Consider the following 13,691-nt stretch of genomic DNA (forward strand, 5'->3'; position numbering starts at 1 on the left):
CCGCCTTGACCGTGCCGGTCTTCGTTCTGGAAATGGGCGCGCATCTGGTGCCCGGCTTCCACGGGATGATCGAACGCAGCATCGGTATGCAGACATCCTGGGTCATTCAGTTCCTGCTGACGACGGCTGTTCTGTTCGGACCGGGTCGGCAGTTCTTTGCCAAGGGGTTGCCGGCGTTGGCCCGTGGGGCGCCCGATATGAACAGCCTCGTGGCGCTGGGTACGGGTGCGGCATGGGTCTTCTCTGTCGTCGCCACTTTCCTGCCCGGTTTGCTGCCGGACGGGATGGGCGCGGTCTATTTCGAAGCGGCGGCTGTCATCGTCGTGCTGATCCTTCTGGGGCGCTGGCTTGAGGCGCGCGCAAAGGGCCGTACCGGTGCGGCCATTCAGAAGCTTCTGGGGCTACAGCCCCGTACCGCGCGTGTATTGGTCGACGGTCAGCCGCAGGAAGTTTCCATCGACGCGCTGCAGCGGGGTGACTTGCTGCTGGTGCGCCCCGGCGAACGGCTACCGGTGGACGGTATTGTGACCGAGGGGTCCAGCCATGTTGATGAAAGCATGATCACCGGGGAGCCATTGCCGGTTTCGAAGGCAGACGGCGACGCCGTGACCGGCGGCACCGTGAACGGATCGGGCAGCCTGACTTTCAGGGCCACCCGTGTCGGTTCGGAAACTGCGCTCGCCCAGATCATCCGCATGGTGGAAGAAGCGCAGGGCGCGAAGCTTCCCATTCAGGGGCTGGTGGATCGAATTACGCTCTGGTTCGTGCCGGCGGTTCTGCTCTTTGCGACGCTGACGGTCCTTGTCTGGCTCTTCTTCGGGCCTGATCCCGCGCTCAGCTTCGCGTTGATTGCCGGTGTTTCCGTGCTGATCATCGCCTGCCCCTGTGCCATGGGGCTGGCGACTCCCACCTCTATTATGGTGGGGACCGGGCGGGCCGCCGAGATGGGCGTTCTTTTCCGGCGCGGTGATGCGCTGCAGGCCCTGAGCGAGATCGACGTCGTGGCGGTCGACAAGACCGGGACGGTGACCGAAGGCAAGCCGAAGCTTACCGATCTGCATCTCGCCGAGGGGTTCGCCCGGGAAGACGTGTTGCGGCTCGTTGCTTCGGTAGAGGCGCGGTCGGAGCATCCCATTGCTGAGGCCATCGTTGAGGCGGCGCAGGCGGAAGGTCTGTCGCTGGCGGAGCCATCCGCCTTCACCTCCCTTACCGGTTACGGCGTATCGGCGATCGTCGACGGGCGGCAGGTGCTCGTCGGGGCCGACCGGCTGATGGAGCGGGAAGGCATCCCCACCAAGACGCTGCTGGAGGAGGAGAACCGGCTGGCCGAGCGCGGCAAGACCGCTCTTTACGCTGCTGTGGATGGGGACCTTGCGGCGGTCATCGCTGTCTCGGACCCGGTCAAGGCGTCCAGCCGCGCGGCGCTTGCGGCGCTGCATGACATGGGCTTGAAGGTTGTGATGATCACCGGGGACAAGGAACAGACCGCGCGGGCCATCGCGGATGAAACCGGCATTGACGATGTGGTGGCCGGCGTGTTGCCCGACGGCAAGGTGTCCGCACTCGAACGGTTGCGGCAGGACGGTCGCAAGATCGCCTTTGTCGGGGACGGCATCAACGATGCGCCGGCGCTCGCCCATGCGGATGTGGGCATCGCCATCGGTACGGGGACGGACATCGCCATCGAAAGCGCTGACGTAGTGCTGATGTCGGGCGATCTGCGCGGCGTGGTGAACGCAACAACCGTTTCCCGCGCTACGATGCGCAACATTCGTCAGAACCTCGGCTGGGCCTTCGCTTATAACGTGGCGCTTATCCCCGTGGCTGCCGGGGTGCTGTATCCCGCGTTCGGGTTGTTGCTGTCTCCGGTCTTTGCGGCGGGTGCCATGGCGCTGTCGTCCGTGTCCGTGCTGACGAATGCGTTGCGTCTGCGCAGGCTCGCCCCGTCCATGGCGGAGCCGTCCCGGCCCGCCGGGGGCGCGAGCCTGCGCAGCTTTTCAGATCAACCCGCCGAATAGGAGTGTAACATGAACATCGGAGAAGTCGCGGAACGGGCGGGTCTGCCGCCGAAGACGATCCGCTATTACGAGGATATCGGCCTTATCCGGCCCATGCGCAGCGCCAACGGATACCGTGAATTCCGGGACCGTGATCTGCACAAGCTCGCCTTTCTCGGACGGGCCCGGGCGCTCGGTTTCTCGATCGAGGATTGCCGCACGCTGCTTGCGCTTTATGAAGATACTGAGCGGGAAAGCGCGCAGGTCAAGCAGGTGGCGCAGGAACATCTTGTACAGATCGATGCGAAGATCGCACAACTTGAATCCATGCGCGCCACCCTTGCGCATCTGATCGAGGAATGCCGCGGAGATCACAGGCCCGATTGCCCCATTCTCGAAGACCTGTCGGCCGCACTACAATAAAGGGCCGCGGTCCGGGTGCTTCATACAAAGGAGAACCACATGGTGAAGAAACAGTCGATGACGGCGCTCGCGCTGATCCTTTCTATCGGAGCGGGAGCGGGAGCGGGGGCCGCGGTGGCCCAGGAGCAGACCATTTCCTTTGACGGCAAATGGCGGGAGCAGGGGTTGCTCAGACTCTTTACCAATGATTACGAAACCAAGGGCCGAAGCCTTGAGGTGGTTTCCGACGGCACGGTTTCCGTGCTTTGGCGCCCCGTGGATGATGGGCTGGCCGACGCCCGCAAGGCACGCTGGCAATGGAGCGTGACCGAAGGCGTCACCCCTACCGATCTGACCAAACGGGGCGGTGATGACCGCAACCTCGCGCTCTATTTCGTCTTCGTCGATCCGCAGACGGCGGCCAACATGGGTCAAGTCTCGGCGACCAAGCTGCTGCGCGATCCCGCGACCCGGGGACTCGTCTATGTCTGGGGCGGGGACCACGCACCGGGCCAGCTGCTCAACAGCCCGTATTCGGATGGGCTGAAGACGAAGATCCTGCGCATTGACGCCAACGGTTCCTTTGAAGAGCAGGTCGATCTGGATAGGGATTTCAAGGCCGCTTTCGGTGACAGCGCGCGGGTGTTGGTAGGGCTTGCAGTGACGGCAGACAGCGATGACACCGATGGTTTCATCCGGGCTTCGATTTCCGATCTACGCGTTCAGTAATACGCGGCTGGAACCCGGTGTAAGGGAATCTATGATGATGACCCGTTGCTTGGCTGGCAGCACCGCAGCCGCCCTGTTGCCGAAAAGCACCACGAAAAAGTTTTGCCGAACCTGTAGCGGGTTCGGGCGTTAACCCCCAGATAAAGGACGGCATCCGGGGACGCGGCCAATACTGCTGTCGAGTTCATGAAGGGATAAGTACCAATGCTGACAAGACGCCATTTCATCCAAACAACAACCGCGCTGTTTTCCGTACCGCTGGCGACACCACTGCTCGCCGCGACACGTGCCCAAAAAGACGCTTGGGACGCGCAGGTCACGCCGCCGAACTTCGATCCGGCGACCACGAACCCGTGGGGGCTGCACCCCCGCTTCCTGCCGCAACGCGTGGCCGCGAAGGATAGCCTGAAGCCGGGAGACGTCCATGTGGATGCGGTTGCCCGTTATGTCTATCACATCGAAGAAGGCGGAACCGCGATGCGCTACGGCGTCGCCATCGCCCGCGGCAATCTTTACGAGCCGGGAACCTATACCATCAAGCGCAAAGTGCAGTGGCCCGGCTGGACGCCGACCCAGAACATGCTGAACCGCGATCCCGATCTTTACGGCGAATTCGCGGATGGTGTGGACCCGGGTCCGGAAAATCCGCTGGGCTCGCGTGCGCTCTATCTCTATGTGGGCAACCGCGATACCTACCTGCGGATCCACGGCACGCCGGAGCCCGAAAGCATCGGCGGCCGGGTCAGTTCAGGCTGCGTCCGGATGGTGATGGCGCATATCAACATGCTCTATCCCAACGTGAAGACCGGCTCGACGGCTTATCTCTATTCGGCTGAGGATAGTCTCGTACCGCGCAGCTGACCGCGCGGTACCGGGGGCGCATCAGGCGTCCACGTAGCCTTTGAGGCAAATGGGGCTTCCGCCTTCCGAACGCAGCGGTACGAGCGTCACTTCGACGGGACCGCTGTGTTCATACCAGTAACACCCATCTTCAACCATGAAACGCGCGGTCGAAAGATCTTGGTCGGGGGCGGCAAGGCGGACGACCGATTCCGGGATGTTCCCGACTTCGGTCAATGTTTCCAACGCCGTCTTTTCCACGGGCGGTGGGCCATCGGTAAATTCGGCCGAGGGTATCGCGCAGCCGGCGGCGAAAAGCAGCGCGGCGCCTGCGGTGATCGTTCTTTTGTGCATCAATGCCTCTGTCATTTCCGGGGGTACGGCGCAACTTGTCACAGGGGCGGACCCGCGACAAGTTGCAAGCCGTGTGGCAAGGTCATAATTGTGGCCGTGGGGCAGCAGGTAAGACCGCTTCACCCCAGCGATACATCCAGAAACAGCATGATGACGAGGCCGATGGCGAGGCCGAGCGTCGCGCGTCGCTGGTGGCCTGAGCGATGGGTTTCGGGAATGATCTCATGGCTGATGACATAAAGCATCGCACCCGCCGCGAAGGCGAGCCCCCATGGCAGCAGCGGTTCGGAAATGCTGACCACGCCGGCACCAAGTAACCCGCCTGCGGGTTCGGCCAGCCCGGTCAGGGCAGCAATGGCCCATGCCCGCCGCCGCGAGTACCCTTCACCCAGCAGTGAGACGGCCACCGCGAGCCCCTCAGGCGCGTTCTGAAGGCCGATGCCGAGCGCAAGCGGCAACCCGTCCGCCAGACCGCCCGACCCGAAGCCAACGCCGACAGCGAGACCTTCGGGAAAGTTGTGGATCGTGATGGCGATGATGAAAAGCCAGACCCGCCGGAGCGACGCGCTATCCGGCCCCTCGCGCCCCGACCCGAAGTGCTCATGCGGCAGTTTTTCATTCATCAGGGCGACGGCCCCCATCCCGAGAAGGATTGCGATACAGACGATCGCCGCCGGTGCATATCCGCTGGCGAAGTCCTCTTCGGCGGCGTCGAGTGCCGGAATGATGAGTGAGAAAAAGGAGGCCGCCAGCATGATGCCTGCCGCGAAGCCGAGAAGCAGGTCGCGGGTGGCACGGGACGGTTTTGACCCGAATAGCACGGGTACCGCGCCCACCGCCGTAAGCGACCCCGCAGCCAGGCTTCCGAGAAACCCGAGCATCATCGGCGAAAGTGTTTCCATTCCGTCTGGTTGGCCCTGCCTCGTTTCGGAAGGATACGAATGTGTCCGTTCCTCTATGAGAAGCCTTAGAAAACAATGCGCTGACGATTGCAAAGCAATTGCGCGGGGAGAGTGGCGGTGATTTGTCGGTTGGCAGAAAGGGACGGAGCTCCGAGTGAGCGGGCGGACCATCCATTTTTTAGGATACAGGCCCGAGCTGTACCTTGAGACCAATACGCCGCCACCCTATGGCGTTGCTAGTACGCAGCAGTCCAATTGGAACGAACTGAACCAGAGACTGCTAGGGGACCTTGTCGCTTGCTCAGGTCCATTATGCAGCCTATGCAAGACGGGAGGGTGTAGCACAGATTTTACTGTACTTCGCCGGGAAATGATCGCTTCTAGCGGTGGTTCATTACCGACGGTTGTCCGGGTCGGTCAGTAAAGTTGGTGCGAGGCGTATAATAATATGAAGTCCAAAACGGTTTCGGCAGATGGTCGTCAGAAGGCACCGTACCTCGGGTTTATGCTTGCAGTTGCTACGGCGGCAGGGATGGCAACAGCGGTATACCCGCAATCCACCACACCCCCTTTGTCAACCTATGGCACCCCGGGCCTTGTGGAACTGCCCACCGCTCAAGTGTTCTATGGCGGTGCCCTCGCTTTCAATGCGACAAAGCTTGGTTCCACCGAACGCTACAACGTCACGTTTCAAGTGCTTCCGCGGGTCTACGGAACTTTCCGGTACAGCTATGTTACAAACTACGATCGCAGTTTTGATATTCATTTCCAACTGGCTGATGAGGGTCGCCTTCGTCCGGCCCTAGCGATCGGACTGCGCGATTTTTTGGGCACAGGTATCTTCAGTAGCGAATACTTTGTGGCAACCAAGAGTTTCGGTTCCAGGGTGCAGGTTACTGGCGGTATCGGGTGGGGGCGATTGGCCGGTAGAAATTCTTTCGACAACCCTCTGAGCGTATTCGGTGATCGCTTTGACAATAGGAGTCCGGGTTTCTCAGGCCGGGGAGGCCAGCTCGAGACCGGGGATTGGTTCAGAGGACCAGTGTCGCTCTTCGGCGGGTTATCTTACAGGGTCAATGACCAGCTAAGTTTGACTGCGGAATATTCGCCTGATTTATATGCGTTCGAAACAAATGCAGGGATCGCTGACATCACCACCCCCCTCAACGTAGGCCTGCTTTATCGCTTCAAGAATGGCGTGGACCTCAAGGGTTTCGTGGTCGGCGGGAACGAGATCGGTGCGCAGCTGAGCTATGTTATCAACCCCGCAAAGCGGTCGATTCCGGGTGGGCTTGAACTGGCGCCGGTGCCGGTAGGGTCGCGGGCGCGGTTGGCGGTTGCGGATTGGAATAATTCCGCTGCCGGCGGGGGTGTCGCGGCCGTTACACGTGTTCTTCGCTCCCGGTTGGAGAACGAAGGTCTCGAACTGCAGGGCTATATCCCGGGGGCACGCTCCGCCACGATCCGTATCGAGAACCAGCGGTGGGACGTGGAGGCTCAGGCCGCTGGTCGCGCGGCGCGGATCATGGCGGAAACTCTGCCGCCGGAGGTCGAAGAGTTTCGCGTCGTCTTTCAAAAGGATGGCGTACCGAACAGTCGTGTCGTGACGCAGCGGTCCGATCTGGAAGAATTTCAGTACGATTATGACGGGGCGTGGCGCACCTTTGCGCGGGCGGACATTCAGGATGCGGCAGGCCTTGGGCGTCAGGGGGAACTCCAAGAGACCTTTCCGCGGTTCGATTATTCGCTGTCACCCTATGCGGCCTATTCCTTCTTCGATCCAGATCAGCCCATCCGGGTGGATGTAGGCCCCCAGCTAAAGTTTTCGTATAAGCCGCTGCCGGGTCTGAATTTTTCGGGGCGGCTGCGCTATCCGATTGCTGGAAATATCGAAGATTCTGTGCGGTTGTCCAATTCCCAATTGCCGGCGGTCCGGACGGACGCGGTGCTTTACGCGCGGGAATCCGATCTCGAACTCAATACATTGACGGCGGAATATATCTGGCGACCGGGTGAGAACCTCTTTGCCCGGACAACTGCGGGCTACCTCGAAAACATGTATGGCGGCGTGTCGGCTGAATTGCTTTGGTATCCGGTGAACAGTCGCCTCGCTTTGGGGGTCGAGGCGAATTATGCGAAGAAGCGGGAATACGACATCTTGTTCGGCTTCCGCGATTACGATGTTCTGACCGGCCATGCTTCTGCCTATTACGATTTTGGAAATGGTTTCGTGGGTCAGGTCGACGCCGGGCGCTATCTCGCAGGGGACTGGGGGGCGACCTTCTCTCTCGCACGGGAATTCAACAACGGATTCACCCTCGGCGGTTTCTTCACCTTGACGGATGTACCCTTCGACCAATTCGGAGAAGGCTCCTTCGACAAGGGTTTGAAGTTCGAGGTTCCATTGTCCTGGTTCACGGGTAAACCATCGAAAACCACACTCAGCGAAACGATCCGGCCGATCCTGCGGGACGGCGGCGCGCGGTTGAACGTGAACAACCGGCTGTTCGGCTATGTACGCGACGAACGGGGTAAGGAACTGCGTGACGGCTGGGGGAGATACCTGCGATGATCCGTAAATCGATTGCCATGCTGTCCCTGTTCGCTCTTGGAGCGTGCGGGGAAAGTCAGCTCGCGGCGCGTGCGCTCAATGTGTTTCTGGACGAACCTTCAACACAGGCTTCGGGGCCGTTTCCGCGATTTGCGCCCCTGTTGCAGATGCCGCAACCCTACGCCCTTCAGGCAACTTTGGTGCGGAGCTCTCTGAAGGGGGGCTTTCTGCTCGAAAGCAAACAGGGCTCGATTGAAAGCTGGTTGGGCAGCGATGGGGTTGCGCTGACCTTTGATCGGGGTCTTCTGCATGGCACTCGGGGTATTGGCGCGGGTCTGCTCGCTTCCGATGTCAGCGAAAGTGCCGCTCTGGTCCTGAGCGGGCGTAATGGTGTCGCTGACCGTATACACACCCGGCTTGATGGGAACGATCGGGCAGAATTGCAGGCCTATCGGTGCACGATCCGGTCCGAAGGGCCAGCCACGATCCAGTTGGACAATGGCCCCGCTTCGACCCTTAAGATGGTGGAGACGTGCGCCGGGTTGGATGACTCGTTCCAAAACACCTATTGGGTCGATACCCGCTCCGATCTCATCGTCCGCTCCCGCCAGTGGACGGGGGAAGAACTGGGCGAGCTGGACGTCCGGGTGGTTTACAACTTCCGCTAACGCCTCTGCCGGTCCTTTTTCTGTACGGGACCGGCAAGGGCGCTATGCTTTCCGGCATGTGGCGCTTTCTATTCCTATTGGTTCTGTCTGGCCTGCCGGGGCCATTGGCGGCTTGCGGGTTGGGGTTGGTGCTTGCTGTGGATGTTTCCGGCTCCGTGGACCGGCAGGAGTATCGCATCCAAATGGAAGGGCTGGCGGAGGCGTTGCGTGACGGTATCGTGGCCGAGGCGCTGGTGAGCCAGCAGGCTCAGGTGACGCTCATACAATGGTCGGGCATTTCCCGGCAGCGCCAGACATTACCCTGGACTGTGATGGCCGACCAGCAGGCGGTAGATCGTTTCGCCGACGCCATCGCAGGTGACGATCGGCTCTGGCGCAATTTCTCGACCGCCGTGGGCGAGGTTATGGACCTGGCGCTTCAGGCTTTGAAAGAAGTAGCTCATTGCCAGCGCCTTGTGCTGGATATTTCCGGGGACGGTATATCCAATGAGGGTGTCCCGCCCCTGGCCGTGCGGGGGGCACTGGCGCAGGCCGGGGTCGTGGTGAATGCGGTCGCCATCGAAACTGATGAGACCGATTTGACCGCATGGTTTTTCGAGAATGTCATCCTCGGGGAGGGGGCTTTCGTCGTTACCGCGGATGGATTCGAAGACTATCCGGCGCAGATCAGGCGGAAGCTCCAGCGGGAAACGGCCAAACAGGTGAGTATGCTGGGAAATCCGTGATCACAGTAATTTCTCATGTGATCACACCAGGTGCGAAATCTTCTGTTTAATCGGATATTCTGCGGTTCTGCGCCAATAAACCGCGCATCCTTCGCGGTTGGCCCCGTGACACTGCCATAAAAAACGCTATCAAGAATGTAACCTATGAAAGGATACCGTCATGGCCGATGTGAACCGGGGCAACCGGCCCCTGTCCCCTCATATGTCGATTTACAGACCCCAGCTGACGTCGATCACCTCCATCCTTACGCGGATCACAGGGAATGCGATGGGCATCACGGCCCTGCTGATTGTCTGGTGGTTTCTCGCTGCGGCGACGAACCTCGACTATTTTGAGACGGTTGACGGAATTCTCACCGGGTGGTTCGGCGATCTGGTGATGACGCTTTCGGTGCTCGGGCTTTGGTATCACACCCTCGCCGGGATACGGCATCTGATCTGGGATCAGGGCGTTGGGCTCGACCTTGGCCCGGCTTATATCCTCGGGTGGTCCTGCCTTGGCGGGTCGGTCGTGCTGACCATTCTGACCATCATCATCGTCTGAGGAACTGCACATGCGCTATTTGACTGACCGCAAACGGGCCGAGGGCCTCGGTTCTGCAAAATCGGGAACGGAGCATCACTGGCACATGACGCTAAGCTCGGCGGCCCTGCTGGTACTGATCCCGCTATTCGTTTTCACCTTCGGTCCGGCACTTGGTGGAAGCTACGAAGAAATCCTTGCCTATTATGCGCGCCCGTTCCCCGCGATCGTCGCGGCCCTTACGCTGGCGGTGGGCTTCAAGCATTTCGCCGACGGTGCCCAGATCATGATCGAAGATTACGTGCATGGGATCGCGGGCAAAATCACCCTGATTGTCGTGCGCGTCCTGTCCTACGGCGCCGCCGGGGTGGGCATTTTCGCCATTGCGCGGCTGGCGCTTTGACGTGGTCCTTCTGCGGACCGTTCAATAATTCGTCCTACGGGAGACCGAAACATGGCTGCTTATGATTATGAAACCCATGAATACGACGTTGTCGTCGTAGGGGCAGGGGGCGCCGGTCTGCGCGCGACGCTAGGGATGGCCGAGCAGGGGTTGCGCACCGCCTGTATCTCAAAGGTGTTTCCGACGCGGTCGCATACCGTGGCAGCGCAAGGGGGCATCGCCGCCTCGCTCAGCAATATGGGCCCCGACAACTGGCAATGGCATATGTACGACACCGTGAAGGGGTCGGACTGGCTGGGCGATACGGACGCGATGGAATACCTCGCCCGTGAAGCGCCCAAGGCCGTGTATGAACTGGAACACTACGGCGTGCCGTTCAGCCGGACCGAAGAGGGCAAAATCTATCAGCGCCCCTTCGGCGGTCATACCACCGAATTCGGCGAAGGCCCCCCGGTGCAGCGGACCTGCGCCGCCGCGGACCGGACAGGCCACGCCATTCTGCACACGCTCTACGGTCAGTCGCTGAAGCAGAAGGCCGAGTTCTTCATCGAGTATTTCGCCATCGACCTGATCATGTCGGACGACGGTGTCTGCCAGGGCGTGCTGTGCTGGAAGCTGGAAGACGGCACCATGCATCTGTTTACCGCCAAGATGACGGTGCTTGCGACCGGCGGGTACGGGCGCGCCTATTTCTCCGCCACTTCGGCGCATACCTGCACCGGTGACGGGGGCGGCATGACCGCCCGGGCAGGACTTCCCCTGCAGGATATGGAGTTCGTTCAGTTCCACCCTACAGGGATCTACGGTGCCGGTTGCCTCATCACCGAAGGGGCGCGCGGCGAGGGCGGATACCTCACCAACTCCGAAGGCGAGCGTTTCATGGAGCGTTATGCGCCGACCTACAAGGATCTCGCATCGCGGGACGTTGTCAGCCGATGCATGACGATGGAGATCCGCGAAGGCCGCGGGGTGGGCGAGAACAAGGATCACATCCATCTGCACCTTAACCACCTGCCGCCGGAAACGCTGGACCTGCGCCTGCCCGGCATCAGCGAGAGCGCCCGGATCTTTGCCGGGGTGGACCTGACAAAGGAGCCGATTCCGGTGCTGCCGACCGTGCATTACAACATGGGCGGAATCCCAACGAATTACTGGGGTGAAGTGCTCGCCCCCACGGACGACAAGCCCGACAACGTGACGCCCGGTCTGATGGCCGTGGGCGAGGCAGGCTGCGCCTCCGTGCACGGGGCGAACCGTCTGGGGTCCAACAGCCTCATCGACCTTGTGGTGTTCGGACGGGCGGCGGCCATCCGTGCCAAGGAAGTGGTAGATGCCGAAGCACCGGTACCCACGGCGAACCAGCGTTCCGTCGATGCGGCCTTCAGCCGGTTCGACGGGCTGCGCTATGCCAAGGGACATGTGCCCACCGCGGACCTGCGGCTGGAAATGCAGAAAACGATGCAGCAGGACGCCGCCGTTTTCCGCACCGACAAGACGCTGGAAGAGGGCCGCGAGAAGATGGTCGAAGTGGCCGGAAAGCTTTCGGACCTGAAGGTCACGGACAAGTCGCTGGTCTGGAACTCCGACCTCATGGAAACGCTGGAACTGACCAACCTGATGCCCAACGCGGTGGCCACGATCACCGCCGCCGCGGCGCGTAAGGAAAGCCGGGGCGCGCATGCGCATGAGGATTATCCCGAACGCGATGACGAGAACTGGCGCAAGCACAGCCTCGTCTGGTTCAAGGGGAACGAGGCGTCTCTGGGCTATCGCGGCGTTCATACCCAGCCCTTGACGAGCCACAATGACGGCGGCATCGACCTGAAAAAGATCGCCCCCAAGGCGCGGGTGTATTGATCCCATGCGTTACGTGATCCTTCTGACCCTCACCCTGGGCCTGACCGCTTGCGATCAGGTTCAGACGGCTGTCGACAACACCGCCCGCCAGACGGCAAAGGGCGCGGTGGCAGAGACATTGGCCACCCGCTTCCCGCAGGTGCCGCAGCCGCTGATCACGCCCTTCACGGATTGCATCATCGACAATGCCGGTGCGCTCGAGTTGCGCGAATTTGCCCGTGCCGCCGTCGTCGGCGTCACCGACGATACGGCAGCCGTGGCCCGCGAGGTTCTGTCGCGTCCCGAAACCCAGCAATGCCTGACCTCCGCCGCGCTGGCGCGGGGTCTGACCTAGGAGATACCGATGGTTCAGCTGACCCTTCCCAAGAACTCCCGCATGACCAGCGGCAAGACGTGGCCGAAGCCCGAGGGGGCCACCAACGTCCGCGAATTCCACATCTATCGCTGGAATCCCGACGACGGGAAGAACCCTGCGCTCGACACCTATTTCGTCGATATGGACACCTGCGGTCCGATGATTCTGGACGCGCTCATCAAGATCAAGAATGAGATCGACCCGACGCTGACGTTCCGGCGGTCCTGCCGCGAAGGCATCTGCGGGTCCTGCGCGATGAACATCGACGGGATCAATACGCTGGCCTGCACCTACGGGGTTGAAGAGGTGAACGGCACGGTAAAGATCTATCCGCTGCCGCATATGCCGGTGGTGAAGGACCTGATCCCGGACCTCACCCATTTCTACGCCCAGCACGCCAGTATCGAACCCTGGCTTGCCACCGAAACGCCTGCGCCCGCCAAGGAATGGAAGCAGTCGATCGAGGACCGGGCGAAGCTCGACGGTCTTTATGAATGCATCATGTGTGCCTGCTGCTCGACCTCCTGCCCCAGCTACTGGTGGAACGGGGATCGTTACCTTGGACCGGCCGCGCTGCTGCATGCCTATCGCTGGATCATCGACAGCCGGGATGAGGCGACGGGGGAGCGGCTGGACGATCTGGAAGATCCTTTCAAGCTGTACCGCTGCCATACGATCATGAACTGCGCACGGACCTGCCCCAAGGGGTTGAACCCGGCGAAGGCCATCCAGAACATCAAGAAGCTGCTTGTCGAACGCGCGGTCTAGCATCCGTTCCTGCATGACCGCCTGTCGCACCTGCTGAAGGGGAGCGGACGCCGATGCTCATCCTCGCGGGCGTGCTGATCGCCTTCATTCTGGTGGCGCTCTATACCCGGCGCCACCGGGCGACACGCAATTGCCGGTGGCGCAAGGACGCAACCGGCGACAAGGGCAACCTGCGCATGTACCGCTGTGTCACCTGCGGGGCAGAGGCCTTTACCGCCAATCCGGGCCCGCCCGATACCTGCAAATCGACGTTGCGGCCACCGCCGCTTTGAACACTCGACAGTCCCGCGTGCCGCGGTCTAGGTTTGCGGCGCGGGGGGACCATATGACTGAACTTTCCAAGAAATTCGACGTGATCATCGTGGGCGCGGGGCTTGCCGGGATGGTCGCTGCCCATCAGGCGGTACTGCGGGGACGCAGGGTGCTGATGCTCGATCAGGAAGGGCCGCAGAGCCTTGGGGGGCAGGCCTATTGGTCGTTGGGCGGTCTTTTCATGGTGGATACGCCCGAACAGCGCCGCATGGGCATCAAGGACAGTGCCGAGCTTGCGCTGGCAGACTGGATGGGATCGGCGCAGTTCGACCGGGCGGAAGATGCGAACCCGCGCGCCTATGCCG

At 61.3% G+C, this 13,691-nt stretch carries 16 protein-coding genes; 14 read left to right on the plus strand and 2 right to left on the minus strand.

Annotation, left to right across the window (positions count from 1 at the left end):
* The 4 genes from A3764_RS16810 to A3764_RS16825 all read left to right on the plus strand — a co-directional run.
* Positions 1-2,018: copper-translocating P-type ATPase (locus A3764_RS16810; protein WP_067951801.1), on the plus strand; the 2,018-nt coding region annotated here is incomplete at its 5' end.
* 9 nt (positions 2,019-2,027) lie between these two features.
* On the plus strand, positions 2,028-2,420 hold the full coding sequence (cueR, locus tag A3764_RS16815; protein WP_067919159.1) for a Cu(I)-responsive transcriptional regulator: 393 nt from the start codon (positions 2,028-2,030) through the stop codon (positions 2,418-2,420).
* 39 nt (positions 2,421-2,459) lie between these two features.
* A complete protein-coding gene (locus A3764_RS16820) occupies positions 2,460-3,128 on the plus strand; it encodes a DUF3047 domain-containing protein (protein WP_067919161.1) in 669 nt (222 codons plus the stop codon).
* 204 nt (positions 3,129-3,332) lie between these two features.
* Positions 3,333-3,989 (plus strand): L,D-transpeptidase, encoded by a 657-nt coding sequence (locus A3764_RS16825; protein ID WP_067919163.1) that lies wholly within the window; start codon positions 3,333-3,335, stop codon positions 3,987-3,989.
* 21 nt (positions 3,990-4,010) lie between these two features.
* On the opposite strand, the gene A3764_RS16830 is transcribed toward A3764_RS16825, so the two are convergent.
* Together A3764_RS16830 and A3764_RS16835 are read right to left on the minus strand one after the other, a co-directional pair.
* The gene (locus A3764_RS16830) at positions 4,011-4,322 is read right to left on the minus strand and encodes a hypothetical protein (RefSeq protein WP_236628226.1); all 312 of its coding nucleotides are present in this window, start codon (positions 4,320-4,322) and stop codon (positions 4,011-4,013) included.
* A 119-nt stretch (positions 4,323-4,441) separates the two neighbouring features.
* Positions 4,442-5,224, minus strand: coding sequence for a ZIP family metal transporter (locus A3764_RS16835; RefSeq protein ID WP_067919165.1), 783 nt, complete (start codon positions 5,222-5,224; stop codon positions 4,442-4,444).
* Positions 5,225-5,672: 448 nt separating this feature from the next.
* Between A3764_RS16835 and A3764_RS16840 the strand changes: the two genes are divergently transcribed.
* The 10 genes from A3764_RS16840 to A3764_RS16885 all read left to right on the plus strand — a co-directional run.
* Entirely contained in the window at positions 5,673-7,796 is a 2,124-nt protein-coding gene (locus A3764_RS16840) for a YjbH domain-containing protein (RefSeq protein WP_236628227.1), read from the plus strand.
* Positions 7,793-8,443, plus strand: a complete 651-nt coding sequence (locus A3764_RS16845; protein WP_067919167.1) for a YjbF family lipoprotein — start codon at positions 7,793-7,795, stop codon at positions 8,441-8,443. Before A3764_RS16840 ends, A3764_RS16845 begins: the two co-directional genes overlap by 4 nt.
* A gap of 44 nt (positions 8,444-8,487) precedes the next feature.
* Complete coding sequence (locus A3764_RS16850) at positions 8,488-9,168, plus strand: DUF1194 domain-containing protein (RefSeq protein WP_236628228.1); 681 nt, start codon at positions 8,488-8,490, stop codon at positions 9,166-9,168.
* A gap of 160 nt (positions 9,169-9,328) precedes the next feature.
* Positions 9,329-9,712: a succinate dehydrogenase, cytochrome b556 subunit gene (gene sdhC, locus A3764_RS16855; RefSeq protein WP_067919169.1), complete on the plus strand. Its 384-nt coding sequence runs from the start codon at positions 9,329-9,331 to the stop codon at positions 9,710-9,712.
* 10 nt (positions 9,713-9,722) lie between these two features.
* Complete coding sequence (locus A3764_RS16860) at positions 9,723-10,094, plus strand: succinate dehydrogenase, hydrophobic membrane anchor protein (protein WP_067919171.1); 372 nt, start codon at positions 9,723-9,725, stop codon at positions 10,092-10,094.
* Between the two features lie 51 nt (positions 10,095-10,145).
* Complete coding sequence (gene sdhA / locus A3764_RS16865) at positions 10,146-11,951, plus strand: succinate dehydrogenase flavoprotein subunit (protein WP_067919172.1); 1,806 nt, start codon at positions 10,146-10,148, stop codon at positions 11,949-11,951.
* A gap of 4 nt (positions 11,952-11,955) precedes the next feature.
* Entirely contained in the window at positions 11,956-12,285 is a 330-nt protein-coding gene (locus A3764_RS16870; protein ID WP_067919174.1) for a hypothetical protein, read from the plus strand.
* A gap of 9 nt (positions 12,286-12,294) precedes the next feature.
* Entirely contained in the window at positions 12,295-13,074 is a 780-nt protein-coding gene (locus A3764_RS16875) for a succinate dehydrogenase iron-sulfur subunit (RefSeq protein ID WP_067919176.1), read from the plus strand.
* A 53-nt stretch (positions 13,075-13,127) separates the two neighbouring features.
* Positions 13,128-13,346, plus strand: a complete 219-nt coding sequence (locus A3764_RS16880; protein WP_067919178.1) for a hypothetical protein — start codon at positions 13,128-13,130, stop codon at positions 13,344-13,346.
* A gap of 53 nt (positions 13,347-13,399) precedes the next feature.
* On the plus strand, positions 13,400-13,691 hold a 292-nt coding region (locus A3764_RS16885; protein WP_150122254.1), incomplete at its 3' end, for an FAD-dependent oxidoreductase.

It is taken from the genome of Sulfitobacter sp. HI0129, assembly GCF_001635395.1.
GTDB lineage: Bacteria > Pseudomonadota > Alphaproteobacteria > Rhodobacterales > Rhodobacteraceae > Sulfitobacter.

Excerpts from the sequence above, each read along its gene's own strand:
- cueR (WP_067919159.1), top strand. The coding sequence starts at position 2,028 with ATGAACATCGGAGAAGTCGCGGAACGGGCGGGTCTGCCGCCGAAGACG.
- A3764_RS16820 (WP_067919161.1), top strand. The coding sequence starts at position 2,460 with ATGGTGAAGAAACAGTCGATGACGGCGCTCGCGCTGATCCTTTCTATC.
- A3764_RS16825 (WP_067919163.1), top strand. The coding sequence starts at position 3,333 with ATGCTGACAAGACGCCATTTCATCCAAACAACAACCGCGCTGTTTTCC.
- A3764_RS16830 (WP_236628226.1), bottom strand. The coding sequence starts at position 4,322 with ATGCACAAAAGAACGATCACCGCAGGCGCCGCGCTGCTTTTCGCCGCC.
- A3764_RS16835 (WP_067919165.1), bottom strand. The coding sequence starts at position 5,224 with ATGGAAACACTTTCGCCGATGATGCTCGGGTTTCTCGGAAGCCTGGCT.
- A3764_RS16840 (WP_236628227.1), top strand. The coding sequence starts at position 5,673 with ATGAAGTCCAAAACGGTTTCGGCAGATGGTCGTCAGAAGGCACCGTAC.
- A3764_RS16845 (WP_067919167.1), top strand. The coding sequence starts at position 7,793 with ATGATCCGTAAATCGATTGCCATGCTGTCCCTGTTCGCTCTTGGAGCG.
- A3764_RS16850 (WP_236628228.1), top strand. The coding sequence starts at position 8,488 with ATGCTTTCCGGCATGTGGCGCTTTCTATTCCTATTGGTTCTGTCTGGC.
- sdhC (WP_067919169.1), top strand. The coding sequence starts at position 9,329 with ATGGCCGATGTGAACCGGGGCAACCGGCCCCTGTCCCCTCATATGTCG.
- A3764_RS16860 (WP_067919171.1), top strand. The coding sequence starts at position 9,723 with ATGCGCTATTTGACTGACCGCAAACGGGCCGAGGGCCTCGGTTCTGCA.
- sdhA (WP_067919172.1), top strand. The coding sequence starts at position 10,146 with ATGGCTGCTTATGATTATGAAACCCATGAATACGACGTTGTCGTCGTA.
- A3764_RS16870 (WP_067919174.1), top strand. The coding sequence starts at position 11,956 with ATGCGTTACGTGATCCTTCTGACCCTCACCCTGGGCCTGACCGCTTGC.
- A3764_RS16875 (WP_067919176.1), top strand. The coding sequence starts at position 12,295 with ATGGTTCAGCTGACCCTTCCCAAGAACTCCCGCATGACCAGCGGCAAG.
- A3764_RS16880 (WP_067919178.1), top strand. The coding sequence starts at position 13,128 with ATGCTCATCCTCGCGGGCGTGCTGATCGCCTTCATTCTGGTGGCGCTC.